This window comes from Sporosarcina pasadenensis, from assembly GCF_047228845.1.
GTDB lineage: Bacteria > Bacillota > Bacilli > Bacillales_A > Planococcaceae > Sporosarcina.
The window spans coordinates 349,389-366,295 of record NZ_JBFEGM010000001.1; the positions used below are offsets into that span (position 1 = coordinate 349,389).

Here is a 16,907-nt window from a genome sequence, read left to right on the forward strand (position 1 = left end):
GTATTATACTTCTTGCTCAGTCAAATGTACCTGCGTTGCTTTCTTACGCTTTTTCGAAGGCAGCATATTGAATATGATATTTAATGAAATTGCCGTCAAGCTGCCAGCTACGATGCCGTTGCCCGTTAACATTTGGAAACTTGCAGGAAGGCTTGCGAAGATATCAGGGACGACGGATACTCCTAGGCCAAGTCCTACTGAACAAGCGATGATCATCGCATTTTCTTGTGATTCTCCTACAACCTTGCTTAACATTTTAATCCCTTGTGAAATAACCATGCCGAACATCGCAACCATTGCGCCGCCCAATACTGAAGTCGGGATCACTGTTGCCATCGCAGCAATTTTCGGCATGAAGCCTAATGAGACGAGCATGATAGCCGTAATAAGAATGACTCTACGCGATTTAACGCCAGACATTTGTACCAAACCGACGTTTTGAGAAAATGTCGTGTATGGGAATGCATTGAAAATCCCGCCGATTAATGAAGCCAATCCTTCGGAACGATAGCCTTTCGCCAAATCTTTTTCATTGATGTCCTTCTCACAAATATCGCTTAACGCAAAGTACACGCCTGTAGACTCCACTAATGAAACCATCGCGACCAACGTCATCGTTAAAATTGGAATAAGATGAAACGTCGGTGTTGCTAGGTAGAACGGCGTTACTACATGGAATGCAGAAGCTTCGTTCACTGCACTGAAATCAACGATACCAAACATCATCGCTGCTACTGTACCAGCAGCCATTCCGAGTAGTATTGAAATCGATCTAACGAAACCAGTTGTAAAACGGTATAAAAGAATAATGCATAGCAATGTTCCAAATGAGAGAATGATGTTAGTAGATGAACCGAAATCAGGTACTCCAAAACCTCCGCCCATATTATTCAAAGCTACAGGTATTAACGTAATTCCGATGATTGTAACTACTGATCCTGTTACGACTGGCGGGAAGAATTTGATTAACTTCCCGAAAAACGTACTAATAAGAACGATAATTAGTCCAGAAGCGATGACCGCCCCATAAATTGCAGAAATTCCGTAATTGCCGCCGATGGAAATCATCGGGCCGACCGCTGTAAACGTACATCCTAGTACAACCGGTAATCCAATTCCGAAAAACCGGTTATTCATAATTTGTAATACTGTCGCGATTCCGCACATTAAAATATCGATTGATACGAGGTATGTTAACTGGGTAGAAGACAAACCGATTGCCGACCCTACAATTAGCGGTACGAGAATCGCCCCGGCGTACATAGCGAGTAAATGTTGGATTCCTAATACAGCTGATTTCATAATGATGACCCTTCTTCCTTAAATTCGACTTTTCCATGTGCAAGTGATTCAAGGATCGCCAATGATTCTACACGGATCCCTTTTTCCCGAATCATCGCGCCCCCTGGCTGGAAGCCTTTTTCGATGACGATGCCGACCCCGACGAGCTCCGCTTCCGCCTGCTCTACGATATCAAGAAGTCCGAGCACTGCTTGTCCATTTGCAAGAAAATCATCTATGACTAAAACCTTATCCCCTTTTTTCAAGAAATCCTTTGAAACGGAAATTTCATTCGTTTCATTTTTCGTGAAGGAATGAACGTCAGCCGTAAATAAGTGATCGCTCATCGTCAATGATTTGCGTTTTCGAGCGAAAATCGCAGGTACCCCCAATACCAGACCCGCCATCATGGCTGGAGCGATTCCGGATGATTCAATGGAAAGGATTTTTGTTACACCTTCCTCTTTGAATCTATCCGCAAATTCCTCTCCGATCGCCTTCATAAGTGGAGGATCGATTTGATGATTCAAAAACGAATCCACTTTCAACACTTGATTGGAAAGTACTTTCCCATCCTGCATGATTTTTTCTTGAAGCTGCCTCAACCTGATGTTCCTCCTTTTTAATTCACGATCAGAAGGAATTAAAAAAACCCCAAATGACCGTGCATCCATTCATGTTATGAGTGGAGCAAGGTCATTCGGGGTTTGAATTAACCGAATGAATAAAAAAGCCACATGCATGAACGCATGAACCTTTTCTACTTTGCTTCTCATAGTCGGTCCATTTACGGTGGACCGGTAGAAACTTGCAGGCCATATCCCTGCGATTATATGAGTGGATGTTTTATTTAAGGTTTCATTATATCATGCATATGACAGTATTCAATAAATGATCGTTAGTAAAATATGTTGATTTTATGAATGTAAAACTTGGAAAAAACGACAAGGAGCACTTTGAGCATGAACATTACTTTATTATAACTATTATCTCACAAATGTTAATTATGTTTCACTTAGATTAATTCCCCTGTGAACCAGTTTATCATTCTATATGCAAGGCAATAGATGGACTGTAGGCCACTACAAATATATCAACGAATAGGAGAGATATTTATTATGGCTAAAAACAACAACAATAACAACAATCGCGGGAAAATGTCTTTGGAAGAAGCTGGCCGTAAAGGCGGAGAAGCTACTGCGAGAAATCATGACAGAGACTTCTACGAAGAAATCGGACGCAAAGGCGGAGAAGCCACTGCGAAAAACCATGACAGAGATTTCTATGAAGAAATTGGACGCAAAGGCGGAGAAGCTACTGCGAAAAATCATGACAGGGATTTCTACGAGGAAATCGGTAGAAAAGGCGGAGAAGCCCGCGCTCAACAAAACGATAACAACCATAGTAACCGTTAATTTGAACGATATGATTGAAACAGCTGGAAGCAGTTTTCATTGACTGCCTCCAGCTGTTTTTATTATTAATAAATATCCACTTCCAATACGATCGGGCAATGGTCGCTTCCCATTATATCAGCATGAATATCTGCTGTTTTCAAATACGGCAGCAGACAATCCGATATGAGGAAATAATCGATCCGCCAACCGATATTCCTTGCTCTGACGTCTCGCATATAGGACCACCACGTGTACGCCCCTTCAACATCCGGATTCAAATGACGGAATGTATCAATGTATCCTTCATTTAATAAGGCCGTAAATTCTCCTCTTTCCTCTATCGTGAATCCAGAATTCCCTACGTTAGATTTGTAGTTACGTATATCGATATCTTGATGGGCCACATTTAGATCCCCGCAGAAGATTACAGATTTTGTTCTTTTTAATTGACTCAGGTAATCCCTCATCCTCTTCTCCCAATCCAACCGGACAGGAAGGCGAGCTAGATCTCTTTGCGCATTTGGCGCATATACATTCACCAAATAAAATCGAGGAAATTCCAATGTTAAAATCCGGCCTTCATCTTCTGATTCCGAATCTCCTACTCCATATGTAACGGCTATCGGCTCTTCTTTCGTGAAGACGGCTGTACCCGAATAGCCTTTCTTCAACGCGTAATTCCAATATTGGTAGTATCCCTTAAGCTCAAGCTCGATTTGCCCGCCCTGCAGTTTTGTTTCCTGGATGCAGAAAATATCGGCATCCTGCTCTATGAAATAGTCCAAAAACCCTTTCCGGACACATGCTCTTAACCCATTGACATTCCACGAGATCAATTTCATGATAAAAACTCCTTCTTTACACAATACCTATCATTGTACTAGAAAATGGAGTGTCGTAAAGCAGGGAGTTCTCGTTCTTCCATGAAAAGCTCTCGTTAACTCGCTTAGAGTTCTCGTTTAACCTAGAATAGTTCTCGTTAAGTCGCTTGAAGTTCTCCTTCATTTACCAAGAGTTCTCGTTAAAGTGTCTAAAGTTCTCATTCTTTTACGAAGAGTTCTCGTTAACGCGGCACAGGAAAAAAGGAGCTGTCCAGACACTTCCTGGACAGCTCCTCACAATTTTCTATTCTTATGCGTTAAATGCAACCGCGATTTTCGCGCCAACGACCGCATTATTTTTCACTAAAGCGATATTAGCATCGAGGCTGCGTCCTTCTGTTAGGTCTTTCACTTTGCCAAGCATGAATGGCGTAACGTCTTTTCCGGCGATATGAAGCTCTTCCGCTTCTTTAAGCGCCTCTTCGATAATTCCGTCGATGAATGACTTGTCCATTGCGTCCGCTTCCGGAATTGGGTTAGCGATAACTGCGCCGCCTTTCAAGCCAAGGTCCCATTTCACGCGTAGCATGTCAGCTATCGTCTGAGGCTCATCCGCGCGGATATTAAGTCCGAAATCACTTTCACGTGTAAAGAATGCAGGAAGGACATCCGTGCCGTAACCGACAACAGGTACACCGTTTGTTTCTAGATACTCAAGTGTCAAACCAAGGTCAAGAATCGATTTCGCACCTGCACAAATGACAGCTACATCCGTTTGTGCCAGCTCTTCCAAGTCAGCTGAAATATCCATTGTCGTCTCAGCACCACGGTGGACTCCACCGATTCCTCCAGTAACGAAGATTTTAATATCTGCGAGTGCAGCACAGATCATCGTAGCGGCAACTGTTGTTGCACCAAGTTGTTTTGTTGCGATTAAATACGCAAGATCACGTCTTGACGCTTTTGCAACTCCTTGGCTATTGCCGAACATTTCAAGCTCATCGTCTGAAAGGCCGATTTTAATCATGCCATCAATGATTGCGATTGTTGCAGGAACTGCACCGTTATCGCGGATGATTTGCTCTACTTCTCTCGCAGTTTGCACGTTTTGCGGATATGGCATACCGTGTGAGATGATTGTGGATTCCAACGCGACTACAGGCTTCCCTGCTGCCATTGCTTCTTGCACTTCTTGTGAATACGATAAATATTGTTTCATTGTAATTCCTCCAATTCTTTTTTAAGAAGATCTCTTGTCAATTCCGGTCTAACTGTATAGGAGCATTCCAACGTCTTTGCCGCATTCACTAATCCCATGCGGACATTTTCTTCAAATGGCTCTCCAATTAAATGGCCATGAAGCAATCCCGATACAAATGCATCCCCTGCTCCAGTCACATCTTCGACATGCACGTTGTCAACGGCAGGAAAATGGATTGCTTCCCCGCCAGCAGTCGCTGCCATGATTCCTCTCGAGCCGGCAGTGACGACAACATTTTCCGCACCGAACGCAAGCAAGTCATGGACTGCTTTCTTCCAGTCCGCTTCAGTGTGAATAGAGAGTCCTGTATACGTCTCCGCTTCATCCTGATTACAGATGAACCATGTGACGCCTTTCAAATCACTCGGCATCCTGTTCATTTTCGGAGAAGAGACAGGAATGATGACGAGCGGATTCCCCTTTTGGCTCGCTAGGTTCTTAATATAATCGACTGACTCCTTCGGACAGTTTAAATCGATTATGATCATAGCTGCATTTGAAATGATCCTTGATTTCTCCTCCAAGTAGGCAGGCGTCAAGAAATCGTAAATTTCCATATTCGCCATGGCGATAACAAGTTCACCTTCGGGATCCAACACAGCTGAATACGAACCAGTCGATTTCCCGATCAGTTGGCCAACATCTGAGACATCCATATGAGATGAGGATTCCCTTACGATGACGTCCCAATCGCTATCATTTCCTGCAACAGTAAGTAGTCGGACGTGATGATCAAGCCGACCTAAATTTTCGGCTATATTTCGGGCAACGCCTCCGACGGAAACGGTCATGGAAGCTGGATTTGAAGTTCCAAGCTGCGTCTGTTCATTCAGATGGAATTTCCGGTCAATGTTCGCTCCACCGATACATATAATTTCTTTTTCCTCAGGAAGAATATATGCTCGGCCCGTAATTTTCCCCTGTCTAATTAAACCGGATATAATATTTGCTAAGGAAGGTCTCGAAATTTGGAGCGTATCCGCCATTTCCTGCTGAGATAAATAAGGGTTGGCTCGAATTAAGTCAAGAACAGCCCTTTCCTTTTCATTCAATTCCATCACCCTTTAAACATTTGTTTTAATTGTAAACTTTTGTTTTATCGTTTGCAAGAAATAATTTCGTTCGTTTCAAACAATCCTTCTTAAGCCTTACTTTGCATTTCCAATCGCTTTTTCGACCTCATACATAGACAGTTCAATATCGACTTCGCGTCCGAGCGCCATATTCGCCAATTGTTTACCGAGGAAGGGGCCAACCGTTAATCCAGATGCACCTAGACCGGTTGCAAATAGCAGCTCAGGATGTCCCGGCACCTCCCCGATGACCGGCAGGAAACCGGGTGTGAACGGACGAATGCCGACACGCACCTCTTCAAATGTAGCTTCCTCCAACCCCGGCGCCACTTTCAATGCTTTGTCCAACACCTCATGGATTCCTCCGGCAGTCGGCTGGATCAAGTTGACCGCCTCATCCTCATGAGTCGCTCCGACGATGACCTTCCCTTCCTCTGAAGGCAAAATATATTGATTCGTAGGCGGCATGATGACAGGCCATCCTGACGTGTCTTGCCTATCCAAACGTAAATGGACGATTTGCGCCTTTTGCCCGCTCACCTCTATATTCAGTCCCAATGGCTCCAACAATTCTGCTGCCCACGCCCCGGCAGTAATAATTACTTTTGAAGCTTTCATCACTTCTCCGTCTACCGTGATGCCAGAAACTTCATCATTATCTATAACGAGCGTCGCAGACCCACGCTTAACGATTGCCCCATGCTTTTCGGAAGCATTGATCAGCGCATCTCGTAACGCTCTTCCATCGACGCGAGCAGCGCCTTCAACGTGGACAGATGAAAAACCTTCGGACAATGGCGGGAAAAGATCAGAAGTTAACTGTTCATTTAGCAGTTTCACGCGACCGATTTCAGGAGCTTCTATCCTTCTCTTTAAAGCACGCGCTTCCATCTTTTCAAGCTTGTCCAATTCACGTTGTAAACTAATCGCACCGACTTTCCGATAACCTGTTTCGGTCTCGCCGTCTTCCTCTAACTGACGGATCAACTCCGGATAATAGGATGCTCCCCCTTTTGCCAAAGCATACCACGCTTTATTTCTACGCTGAGATAGCCATGGACAAATGATTCCAGCTGCAGCATCAGTCGCCTGCCCTTTGTCCTTCCGGTCGACGACAATCACTTCTGCACCTAGCTTCGCCACATGATAAGCTGCAGAAGCACCGAGTATTCCTGCCCCAATAATAATGATCCGATCCATAGTAAACACCTTTTCTTCTTTTTACGTATATTGTACAAGCGGAAAATCATACATACAAACATAGATATGTTGCAAGCGTTTTCAAAATCGTAATAATAATACAACAATTAGCTCTTACATTTTTTCTAAAAAAGCAGTATAATTGCTTTATTCAAAATTACATGGTCGTTTGACTATACAATAAGGAGATTTGATCGGAATGACTAGATTACCCATCCAGATTAAACTGAGCGATTCAAAAAAAGAGAAACCGAATCCCGAGAATCTCATGTTTGGCAGATGCTTCACGGATCACATGTTTGTAGCGGATTATGATGAAGGCAAGGGGTGGCATAGCCATCGCATCGTTCCATATGCACCGGTCACATTGGATCCTGCATCGATTGTTCTGCATTATGGGCAAACAGTTTTCGAAGGGATGAAAGCGTATCGTTCATCGCTTGATGGTACAGTGCGTCTGTTCCGTCCTGAGGAAAACATGAAACGTTTGAACCTATCGCTCGACCGGCTTTGCATGCCACAAATTGACGAAGAAATGGCATTGCACGCTTTGACCCAGCTCATCCAAATTGAAAAAGACTGGATTCCAACTTTGGAAGGCACCTCTTTGTACATAAGACCTTTTGTCATTGCAAATGAAGCATTCCTAGGTGTTGCTCCAGCGAAGAAGTATCAATTTTTCATCATCCTATCTCCAGTAGGTTCCTATTACAAAGAAGGTATCCATCCAGTCAAAATTCTTGTCGAAAACGAATTTGTCAGAGCTGTAAAAGGCGGTACGGGTGGTGCTAAGACAGCTGGAAATTATGCGGCAGGTCTGAAAGCCCAGGAGGTCGCCGATCAACGCGGCTATTCGCAAGTACTCTGGTTGGACGGAGTTGAACGGAAATATGTCGAAGAAGTGGGAAGCATGAATATTTTCTTCAAAATTGATGGAGAAGTCATTACACCGGCCATCAGCGGAAGTATTTTGGAAGGAATTACAAGAAAATCGATTCTTCAATTGCTGCGTCATTGGGAAATCCCTGTCTCTGAACGGAAAATTTCAATGGAAGAAATAAGGTCGGCCTATGATGAAGGAAAACTTGAAGAAGTTTTTGGAACCGGTACGGCAGCTGTTATTTCACCAGTTGGTGAATTAAATTGGGACGGCTATAAAATGGTTGTCAATAATTGTGAAACCGGGCCATTGGCAACACAATTATTCGACACACTTAGCAATATCCAAAACGGAAAACAAGAAGATCCTTTCAATTGGGTCGTTGAAATGAAGAGTGAACTAGCAAAATTGGCTTAATTGGAAAAGACATACCGTCGATCGGTATGTCTTTTTTTACGCTATATTTTGATAACGATTCAATAATGAATCCAATTCTTGGCTGCATGCTACTACTGCCGGATGAGTAAATCCGCGGTCTTTCGCTATTTTGACCATCTTTGATCTTTTCATGTGGATTTTAAAAGATAAAAGTTGTTTGCCAATCAATCGCATCGCATTTCCTCCATCAATTTTTTTACCCTTGCCTATCATAATGTAGACAGTCTGAAAATTATGTCGAATTGTGTGTGTAATTCACGAAATAAAATACTTGTCATAAATTCGTCACAAATGAAAGGAAGAGGTATGCATATATACCCCTTCCCCTCATCCAATAAACATAAAACCCCATGTAAAAATTGGATTATCAACTATTTCGCTTCTGGGAACATACGGTTGATACTAGTCGTGAATTCATTATAAAATCCTTCGGCTGGTTCACCAGCACGAATTTGATTTCCATATTCGGTAAAGCGTTTGACGACATCCGGATTGAACGATACATATACGTTGTTAAATTCGGAATGTACACGTCGGACTTCGTCTGCTATTTTCTTTTTCAATGCTTCGTCTTCCTTAGTGCCCTTCTTCAATTGGACACCAACGTAGGCATTTCTATCCGTTACAAGAACGTTTGCGCTTTCGACTTCATTCATTGCTGCAATCTTATCCGCTGCATCATCCGCGACTTCCACTTTGGATTGGCCATTGTTAGTAGCGTTGTTATGGTCGTTGACCAAATTATTGTTTCCATTGTTTCCATGAGCAGATTCTCCAACGCCAGTATTTTCCGTTACTCCGTTGTGGTCATTCGTAGCATTTCCATTCGTGTTGTTTGTCCCCTTATTGTTTGCACACCCAACTAAAGCAAGCACGAGCAGCAACGAAAGCGGAAAAATCGCTAATTTTTTCATCATTCTTTCACTCCTTGTCATTTGATCAACCATAGAATGCGTAACATTTCTTCTTCTATTCAGGGTTTTTCATTTTATTTGCATAGAAAAAACCGAATGGTAAATTCCATCCGGTTCATACTTTCAATATTTCGTTCCGCTTTCGCCATATTCTTCGAGCAATTCGGCAAAGCTTTTGTTCTTCTCCCGTTCTATACGTTCACGCCGTAGCTTTTCTTGGCGCTCAGCTTCTTCAGCTTCAATCTTTGCCGTCATATCCTTTTTGGCTGCTTTCAATTTTAATAAGATATCATTATCAAGCGCCTCGGAAAGTGTAGCTTTTTGACTTTCCTGCTTTACAGGAGTTGCTGTCCTCGATTTTTTCCTTGCCATTCGAACCACCTTCTTTCATTTTACGGAAGCTGAACGATCGTAGCGACACCTTGTCCGCCACCGATGCATAATGTAGCAAGACCCGTTTTAGCATCGCGACGTTTCATCTCATGCAATAGTGTGACAAGGATTCTGGCACCACTTGCTCCGATTGGATGGCCCAACGCAATTGCGCCGCCGTTTACGTTCAATTTAGCTTTATCAAACTGAAGCTCACGGTCGACAGCGAGCGATTGTGCCGCGAACGCTTCGTTCGCTTCAATCAGGTCGATATCCGCAAGTTCCATTCCTGATTTCTCAAGTACGTTTTTCACTGCTTGGACAGGTCCGATGCCCATGAAAGCCGGATCGACACCTGCATTTGCATTTGCAGTCAAAATAGCTAGAGGTGAAATTCCGAGTTCATCTGCTTTTGATCGTGACATGATGACAAATGCTGCTGCTCCGTCATTAATGCCAGAAGCATTCCCCGCAGTTACACTTCCATCCTTTTTGAATGCAGGACGCAATTTCCCCAATTTGTCGGTTGTTGTTCCTGCTTTTACATACTCATCCGTATCAAATACGATTGGATCGCCTTTTCGTTGCGGAATTTCCACTGGGACGATTTCATCTTTGAATTTCCCATTTTCGATTGCTGCTGCAGCCTTTTCTTGGGATGCTGCCGAAAAAGCATCCTGCTCTTCCCTTGTGATCGAATAGCGGTCACAGAGGTTCTCTGCTGTAATCCCCATATGATAATTATTGAAAGCACACCAAAGTCCGTCCGAAATCATGCTGTCGACGAGTTTCTGATCACCCATCTTAAAGCCTTCCCTTGCGTTGTTCAATAAAAATGGCGCCTGGCTCATATTTTCCATGCCGCCTGCAACGACGATGTCCGCATCCCCCGCAAGGATTGCTTGTCTCGCTAAGTGGACCGCTTTTAAACCGGATCCGCATACTTTATTGATTGTCATGGAAGGAACCGTTTCAGGCAGTCCGCCCTTGATTGCCGCTTGCCGGGCCGGATTTTGACCAACCCCCGCCTGTAAAACATTCCCCATGATCACTTCGTCCACATCTTCAGCCTTCACTCCTGAACGTGAAATTGCTTCCTTAATGACGATTCCACCGAGTTCCGCTGCCGATACATCTTTTAATGACCCTAAAAATGATCCAATTGCCGTACGTACAGCACTAACAATCACTACTTCGTTTGACATATCAATTCCCCCTATTCCTGTTTTCATAATTAAATAGAATTAGACATTCCGCATTGCCCTTCAGCGCACCCCTTCAGTACAATAGATACAGGAGGGATGATATGTTCATTTTACCAAAGAACGTCACAATTATCGAGGTAGGACCAAGGGATGGCCTTCAGAACGAAAAAAATCATGTCGAAGAAAAAGTGAAACTGAACTTTATCCATTCATTGCAAGCTGCAGGCATTAAGGAAATGGAACTTACTTCCTTCGTCTCGCCGAAATGGGTGCCGCAGATGGCAGATGCAAAAAACATCGTAGAAAAGACAGAGAAAATTGGACGCCAATTCGTCTTAGCGCCGAATGAAAAAGGGGCTGAGCTTGCTATCGAAGCAGGCGCGGAGAGCATCGCCGTTTTTGTCGGTGTCAGCAATACGTTCAATCAGAAAAATATCAACCGTACGACTACTGAAAGTTTGGATGCACTTGAACCCGTCATTTCAAAATTGAAACGTGATGGCATTTTCGTGAGGGCGTGCATTTCAACTGCGTTTTATTGTCCGTATGAGGGTAAGATAGAGAAAGAAGAAGTTAGTAATCTATGCAGCCGATTCGTTTCCATGGGTGTGGATGAGTTGAGTGTTGCGGATACAATCGGGATGGCAAACCCCGTTGAAAGCTATGAGCTGTTCAAATTATTAAAAGAGCGGTTCCCTGAAGTGTTGCTGACCGCCCATTTCCACGATACACGAAAAATGGCAATCGCCAACATTTTTGCTGCATTGCAGGCAGGCATCGACCGTTTCGATACTTCCGCAGGCGGCCTAGGAGGATGTCCTTTTGCCCCTAGCGCAACGGGGAATGTAGCGACAGAAGATGTCGTTCATATGCTTGATTCGCTAGGGATTGAAACGGGAATCGACGTTGAAAAAATTTGTGATGCCGTTGGAATGATAGCTCCTCATGTTTCGCATCCTATTGAAACAGGAATGTACAAATTGTACAAAAATCGCAGCTGCTGAAGGAGTTGAAGTTGATTGAAACGGCGCTTCCTTTATATTACAGGCATAATTGGAAGCATTTATACTGCCATTCTTACAGTTCTCGGCTTTTATGCTGCAAATCGGTTAATGTTCATGAAGTTGAAAGACCACGATTTGATTGTAAAGCGTGAAATTATTGCCAAACGGTTTGATGAGCATTGGTATGCAACTGTGCGCAAAGAGGATTTTTGGGTCGATTCTCCGAATGGCTATCCATTGCGTGCGGTTTTTTTACAACCGCTCGAAACGACAAGAACGATGATTATTTGCCATGGCGTGACGGAGAATAAAATCAACTCCATCAAATACGCGAGATTATTCGAACGTCTAGGATTTAATTCCGTCATTTATGACCATCGGCGGCACGGCGATTCGGGTGGAAAGACGACGAGTTTCGGTTTTTATGAAAAGATTGACTTGAATGCTTTGGTATCTGCTGTACGCGACCGGATCGGCAGCCGTGCATTGCTAGGAATTCATGGTGAATCGATGGGAGCGGCGACAACAATCCTGTATGCTGGAGAGTTTGAAGACGAAGCCGATTTTTATATCTTGGATTGTCCTTTCTCCGATTTCACTGAGCAGATTCTTCACATTTTACGTACGAATACGCCTCTTCGCTCATCGATGACATTGCGTGTAGCCAATTTGTTCCTGAAAATCAGGGACGGTTATACAACTGGACTCATATCACCGAGGGAAGCCATAGGGACCGTCAAAAAACCGATGCTATTCATCCATAGCATGGAAGATGATTTCATTTTGCCGGAAATGACGAAGGAACTGTATGAATTGAAGGAAGACAAGAAGATGATGAAACTGTTCGATAAAGGTGCCCATGCAAAGTCATTCAATGAAAACCCGGAGGAGTATGAGCAGGAAGTATTGCACTTCCTACATACTTTCGGTTTTACGACTTCTTGAAAAGATAAAAAGACCTTCTACATCTGGATTACAGAAAAGAAGGTCTTTTTGCATTTTCTTTTTTGATATCCTTCTAAATTAGGGTCCCTACTAATGTTGATTTGCGCTGCAGACGGACGCTTTCCGCGGGCGGTCGGTGAGCCAATCGGACAACGAAGAGTCCGATTTGCCGTATTTCTGCGTTCTTTGCAGAAATTAAGGCAGCCTCTAACTACTTCCTGCTCGTAACGCTGCGCTTTTACTCGCAAAAGCCGTGCTTCGTAACGGCTTTCGCCGGAGTCGCCGCCTTCCGCTCCAATCAACGAGAAGCAGGCATACCTGGTCTTTAGTAATGGCTAAAACCAGTCTAAAAAACCAGTAATCAAAATATTGATTGCTAATTGAAACGTTACGTCAGATATTCTTCTCTCCACCTAAATTATACTATTATTATGGATACTCTTTATTATTCCACACTATAATGTTATACAAATCCAAAAAACATAAGAGGTGTATCAGAATGAATGACAAAAAAGATGTCTTAGATCATGGTCCTTTTTTTCATGGCACTAAAGCAGAACTGAAAATTGGAGATTTATTAGAACCACAACACTTATCAAATTACCAAGATAAAAAATCCAACTATATCTATTTCACCGCGACATTAGATGCTGCTAAATGGGGTGCCGAATTAGCAACGTCTAAATTAAAGGAAAGAATTTATATTGTGGAACCACTAGGTGACTTTGAAAATGATCCGAACTTGACTGATAAAAGATTTCCAGGAAACCCGACACGTTCTTATAGGTCTACATCGCCTTTGAAAATTGTAGCTGAATTAGGATCATGGGAAAGACATTCCAATGATGAAATAGATCATATGCTTTCATCTTTAAAAAAGTTACGTGAACAAGGAAAAGCGATAATATACGATTAATCCTTCTGCAGTTTTATAATTTATTATTCAAACCTGTATAGTAGGAATTAAAATGAATGGTATCACATGATTATTTTCAGTCAACTGAATTTTCTTTTAGGTCGGGTGTTTCTTCTAATAGAATGCGAAAAACCAGTCATCTTTTGATGGATGACTGGTTTTTCGTTAGACAACAGGTTAAGGTAATAAATTGTTTTCGCGTTATATTTTCATTTTTTACTGGAGCGTTGTTCAGTTTTGCAGAAATAATGCCTTCTTTCACCACAACAGTAAGTAGGCACACCTACAAAACACTCAACTTCTCATCTTTCAAATCACTAATGAACATGCATCCCGGTGCGTGTGTAATCATGATGGAAGGTTTACTTTCCATGGCGACTGCTTGCGGTGTTACGCCGCATGCCCAGAACACCGGGATCTCACCTTCCTTGATGGTTACCGCATCCCCAAAATCGGGTTTGGATATATCTTCGATTCCAATCTGGCTTGGATCCCCGATATGGATCGGAGCGCCGTGTACCGCCGGGAACCGGCTCGTGATCTGAATCGCACGGATGGCATCTTCATGCGACATCGGACGCATGCTGACAACGGTCGGGCCATCGAAGATTCCGGCTTTATCACACTGGATATTCGTTTTATACATCGGGACATTGCAGTTTTCCTCGATATGCCGGACCGGAATCCCGCTTTCGAGAAGCGGCGTTTCGAATGTGAAGCTGCAGCCCAACAGGAAACCGACCATATCGTCCTCCCAGTAGTCCGTAATATCCGTCACTTCTTCCGTATAGACGCCGTCCTTGTAAATCCGGTATTTCGGGATGTCTTTACGAATGTCGGCACCTTCCGAAATTTTACCCGGGATGAATGAACCCGGTTCTGTCACGTCCAGTAAAGGGCATGGTTTCGGATTGCGTTGACAGAACAGCAGGAAATCAAAGGCATGTTCCTTCTTCAAAATAACGAGATTCGCCTGCGTATACCCTTTCGCCATGCCGGCTGTCGGTCCGGTAATTTCCTGTTGACGAATCAGTTCCCTTAATTCGACCGGAGACATTTTCTCAAAGTTTCGCATTAGCTCTCCTCCTTACTTAAACAGCAATGGTAGTTGTTCAATAAGTGTCATGATTCCAAGTACACCCATAACGATGACGACAAATCCACCTGTGATTGTCAACCAGAGCGGATGTTTATATTCCCCAACAATATTTTTCTTGTACGCGGCAACTAATAGCGTTCCGAGTGCAAGCGGTAAAATGAGTGCATTGAGCGCACCGACGAGCAATAGGATATTCACCGGACGACCGACAAGTGCAAACGTGATTGTCGATACGAGGATGAATAGGATGATGACCCAGTTATGATACTTTTCGATAGCCGGGTGGAATGAGCGGATGAATGAGACGGACGTATAAGCCGCACCGACTACAGACGTGATGGCTGCCGCCCACATGATGACTCCGAACATTTTGTAACCTAGATTTCCGGCTGCCAGCTTGAATACCGAGGCCGGCGGATTTGCAGGATCAATGGCAAGACCTTGGGATACAACCCCAAGCACAGCCAAAAATAATGCAACGCGCATAATACCTGTAACTGCGATACCCGTAACCGAACTTTTGGTTACTTGCGGAAGCGATTCAATACCTTTCACGCCTGCATCCAAAAGTCGATGACCACCTGCGAATGTAATATAGCCTCCAACCGTACCGCCGACAAGCGTTACGATGGCAAAAATGCTGATTTGCTCCGGCTTGAACGTATTGACGATTGCTTCCCCGACAGGCGGCGAAGTTGTGAATGCGACGTAAAGCATCAGGAGAATCATGATTCCCCCTGCGATTTGAGCGACTTTATCCATCGCTTTTCCCGCTTCCTTCACAAGGAAGATGAAGATGGCGAATGCCGCACTGATTATCGCTCCCATTACCGGATCAAGTCCGAGCATCGCATTCAACCCGAGACCTGCTCCTGCAACGTTACCGATATTGAAGGCCAGTCCCCCCATGACGATGAGGATCGCTAACAGGACACCAAGTCCTGGCAATACTTTATTGGCGATTTCTTGACCACGCAAACCTGAAACCGCGATGATCCGCCAGACGTTCATTTGTGCGAACACATCGAGCAGCAATGAAATTAAGATGACGAACGCAAAGCTCGCCGCCAATTGCTGTGTAAACACCGTCGTCTGTGTTAAAAACCCGGGACCGATTGATGATGTCGCCATGAGGAACGCCGCCCCAAGTAGAACGCTCCTCGTCACTTTCTTTTCTGTATGTGTATCCCCCAGCTTTTTCCCGTCCATTCAGTTTCCCCCTAGTTCCCGATTGCAGCAACGGTAATGTTGTTCCGTTCCAATGTCTTTTTGATGTATTTTGCAAAATCAAGCGCATGTTCCCCGTCCCCGTGAATGCAAATCGTATCCGCTTTTAACGGGACCTCCGTATGTTGTTGGGAGATGACTTTGCCTTCCGTCACCATTTTCACTACTTGCGTCACCGATTGCTCCTGATCGGTGATCATCGCGTCCGCTTGTGAACGTGAAGTCAACGATCCGTCCGCTTGGTAAGTCCTGTCCGCAAACACTTCATGCGCAGTGCGTAAGCCGATCTTTTCGCCGGCCTTCGCCAATTCGCTGCCGGCAAGTGCGAACAATACCAAATCAGGCGAAATATCATAGACCGCTTGCGCGATCGCTTCAGCCAACTCCGCATCCTTCGACGCCATATTATACAAAGCGCCGTGTGGTTTCACATGCTGCATCGTTTCATCGAACGTCGCCAAAAATCCTTGCAATGCGCCGATTTGATAAACGACCATATCGTAACCTTCTTGCGGAGTAATTTTCATTTCCCTGCGGCCGAATCCGTTCAAATCCGGCAATCCCGGATGCGCGCCGATTTTCACGCCATTCTCAATTGCCAGCTTGACGGTTTCCCTCATGACTGTCGGGTCGCCCGCATGAAACCCGCATGCCACGTTCGCTGACGTCACATATTTCAAGATCTCCTGCTGTTCGCCGAGCTCATACCGCCCGAAGCTCTCCCCTAAATCACAATTCAAATCGACACGAAACATGTTATCCCCTCCGTAGAAATTAAATAAAGCGCTTACATTTCATATAAGTTCCGATATGCGGAACTGAAGTTTTGAATTACAAATTCATTCTAGCATACAATAATTATTCTGAATACAAG

General features: G+C 44.0%; 18 protein-coding genes and 1 riboswitch. Of the genes, 5 read left to right on the forward strand and 13 right to left on the reverse strand.

Annotation, left to right across the window (positions count from 1 at the left end; genetic code table 11):
* Nucleotides 1-3: 3 nt before the first annotated feature.
* Entirely contained in the window at nucleotides 4-1,302 is a 1,299-nt protein-coding gene (locus tag AB1K89_RS01785; protein ID WP_413053095.1) for a nucleobase:cation symporter-2 family protein, read from the reverse strand.
* Complete coding sequence (locus AB1K89_RS01790) at nucleotides 1,299-1,886, reverse strand: xanthine phosphoribosyltransferase (protein ID WP_413053096.1); 588 nt, start codon at nucleotides 1,884-1,886, stop codon at nucleotides 1,299-1,301. The genes AB1K89_RS01785 and AB1K89_RS01790 overlap by 4 nt, the downstream gene beginning before the upstream one ends.
* Before the next feature lie 150 nt (nucleotides 1,887-2,036).
* Nucleotides 2,037-2,138: riboswitch (purine riboswitch) on the reverse strand.
* Nucleotides 2,139-2,399: 261 nt separating this feature from the next.
* On the opposite strand from AB1K89_RS01790, the gene AB1K89_RS01795 reads away from it, so the two are divergent.
* On the forward strand, nucleotides 2,400-2,696 hold the full coding sequence (locus AB1K89_RS01795) for a KGG domain-containing protein (protein WP_413053097.1): 297 nt from the start codon (nucleotides 2,400-2,402) through the stop codon (nucleotides 2,694-2,696).
* Nucleotides 2,697-2,761: 65 nt separating this feature from the next.
* Here the strand turns inward: AB1K89_RS01795 and AB1K89_RS01800 are convergent, their stop codons facing one another.
* The 4 genes from AB1K89_RS01800 to AB1K89_RS01815 form a co-directional block, all read right to left on the reverse strand.
* Nucleotides 2,762-3,520, reverse strand: a complete 759-nt coding sequence (locus tag AB1K89_RS01800; RefSeq protein WP_413053098.1) for an exodeoxyribonuclease III — start codon at nucleotides 3,518-3,520, stop codon at nucleotides 2,762-2,764.
* A gap of 289 nt (nucleotides 3,521-3,809) precedes the next feature.
* A complete protein-coding gene (locus AB1K89_RS01805; RefSeq protein ID WP_413053099.1) occupies nucleotides 3,810-4,718 on the reverse strand; it encodes a pseudouridine-5'-phosphate glycosidase in 909 nt (302 codons plus the stop codon).
* On the reverse strand, nucleotides 4,715-5,812 hold the full coding sequence (locus AB1K89_RS01810; protein ID WP_413053100.1) for a carbohydrate kinase: 1,098 nt from the start codon (nucleotides 5,810-5,812) through the stop codon (nucleotides 4,715-4,717). The genes AB1K89_RS01805 and AB1K89_RS01810 overlap by 4 nt, the downstream gene beginning before the upstream one ends.
* A gap of 96 nt (nucleotides 5,813-5,908) precedes the next feature.
* Nucleotides 5,909-7,033 (reverse strand): NAD(P)/FAD-dependent oxidoreductase, encoded by a 1,125-nt coding sequence (locus AB1K89_RS01815; RefSeq protein ID WP_413053101.1) that lies wholly within the window; start codon nucleotides 7,031-7,033, stop codon nucleotides 5,909-5,911.
* A 199-nt stretch (nucleotides 7,034-7,232) separates the two neighbouring features.
* Between AB1K89_RS01815 and AB1K89_RS01820 the strand changes: the two genes are divergently transcribed.
* Nucleotides 7,233-8,330, forward strand: coding sequence for a branched-chain amino acid aminotransferase (locus AB1K89_RS01820; RefSeq protein ID WP_413053102.1), 1,098 nt, complete (start codon nucleotides 7,233-7,235; stop codon nucleotides 8,328-8,330).
* A gap of 36 nt (nucleotides 8,331-8,366) precedes the next feature.
* Here AB1K89_RS01820 and AB1K89_RS01825 read toward each other — a convergent pair whose 3' ends face one another.
* The 4 genes from AB1K89_RS01825 to AB1K89_RS01840 all read right to left on the reverse strand — a co-directional run bounded on the left by AB1K89_RS01825 (nucleotide 8,367) and on the right by AB1K89_RS01840 (nucleotide 10,842).
* Nucleotides 8,367-8,525: an aspartyl-phosphate phosphatase Spo0E family protein gene (locus AB1K89_RS01825; RefSeq protein ID WP_251694726.1), complete on the reverse strand. Its 159-nt coding sequence runs from the start codon at nucleotides 8,523-8,525 to the stop codon at nucleotides 8,367-8,369.
* Between the two features lie 197 nt (nucleotides 8,526-8,722).
* On the reverse strand, nucleotides 8,723-9,268 hold the full coding sequence (locus tag AB1K89_RS01830; protein WP_413053103.1) for a YhcN/YlaJ family sporulation lipoprotein: 546 nt from the start codon (nucleotides 9,266-9,268) through the stop codon (nucleotides 8,723-8,725).
* A 120-nt stretch (nucleotides 9,269-9,388) separates the two neighbouring features.
* Nucleotides 9,389-9,637, reverse strand: a complete 249-nt coding sequence (locus AB1K89_RS01835; protein WP_413053104.1) for a YqkE family protein — start codon at nucleotides 9,635-9,637, stop codon at nucleotides 9,389-9,391.
* Between the two features lie 20 nt (nucleotides 9,638-9,657).
* Nucleotides 9,658-10,842: an acetyl-CoA C-acetyltransferase gene (locus AB1K89_RS01840; protein WP_413053105.1), complete on the reverse strand. Its 1,185-nt coding sequence runs from the start codon at nucleotides 10,840-10,842 to the stop codon at nucleotides 9,658-9,660.
* A gap of 101 nt (nucleotides 10,843-10,943) precedes the next feature.
* Here AB1K89_RS01840 and AB1K89_RS01845 point away from each other — a divergent pair, with 101 nt between their 5' ends.
* The 3 genes from AB1K89_RS01845 (at nucleotide 10,944) to arr (ending at nucleotide 13,707) form a co-directional block, all read left to right on the forward strand.
* A complete protein-coding gene (locus AB1K89_RS01845; protein WP_413053106.1) occupies nucleotides 10,944-11,846 on the forward strand; it encodes a hydroxymethylglutaryl-CoA lyase in 903 nt (300 codons plus the stop codon).
* A 15-nt stretch (nucleotides 11,847-11,861) separates the two neighbouring features.
* A complete protein-coding gene (locus AB1K89_RS01850; RefSeq protein WP_413053107.1) occupies nucleotides 11,862-12,791 on the forward strand; it encodes an alpha/beta hydrolase in 930 nt (309 codons plus the stop codon).
* Nucleotides 12,792-13,290: 499 nt separating this feature from the next.
* Nucleotides 13,291-13,707 carry an NAD(+)--rifampin ADP-ribosyltransferase gene (gene arr / locus AB1K89_RS01855; RefSeq protein WP_413053108.1) on the forward strand — a complete coding sequence of 139 codons (417 nt, stop codon included), beginning with the start codon at nucleotides 13,291-13,293 and terminating at the stop codon, nucleotides 13,705-13,707.
* Nucleotides 13,708-13,990: 283 nt separating this feature from the next.
* Here the strand turns inward: arr and AB1K89_RS01860 are convergent, their stop codons facing one another.
* Genes AB1K89_RS01860 through AB1K89_RS01870 form a run of 3 tightly spaced genes read right to left on the reverse strand, consistent with a single transcriptional unit; the run spans nucleotide 13,991 to nucleotide 16,788 of the window.
* Nucleotides 13,991-14,782 (reverse strand): putative hydro-lyase, encoded by a 792-nt coding sequence (locus AB1K89_RS01860; RefSeq protein ID WP_413053109.1) that lies wholly within the window; start codon nucleotides 14,780-14,782, stop codon nucleotides 13,991-13,993.
* Nucleotides 14,783-14,794: 12 nt separating this feature from the next.
* A complete protein-coding gene (locus AB1K89_RS01865; RefSeq protein ID WP_413053110.1) occupies nucleotides 14,795-16,015 on the reverse strand; it encodes an NRAMP family divalent metal transporter in 1,221 nt (406 codons plus the stop codon).
* Between the two features lie 11 nt (nucleotides 16,016-16,026).
* Nucleotides 16,027-16,788, reverse strand: a complete 762-nt coding sequence (locus AB1K89_RS01870) for a LamB/YcsF family protein (protein ID WP_413053111.1) — start codon at nucleotides 16,786-16,788, stop codon at nucleotides 16,027-16,029.
* Between the last annotated feature and the right edge of the window lie 119 nt (nucleotides 16,789-16,907).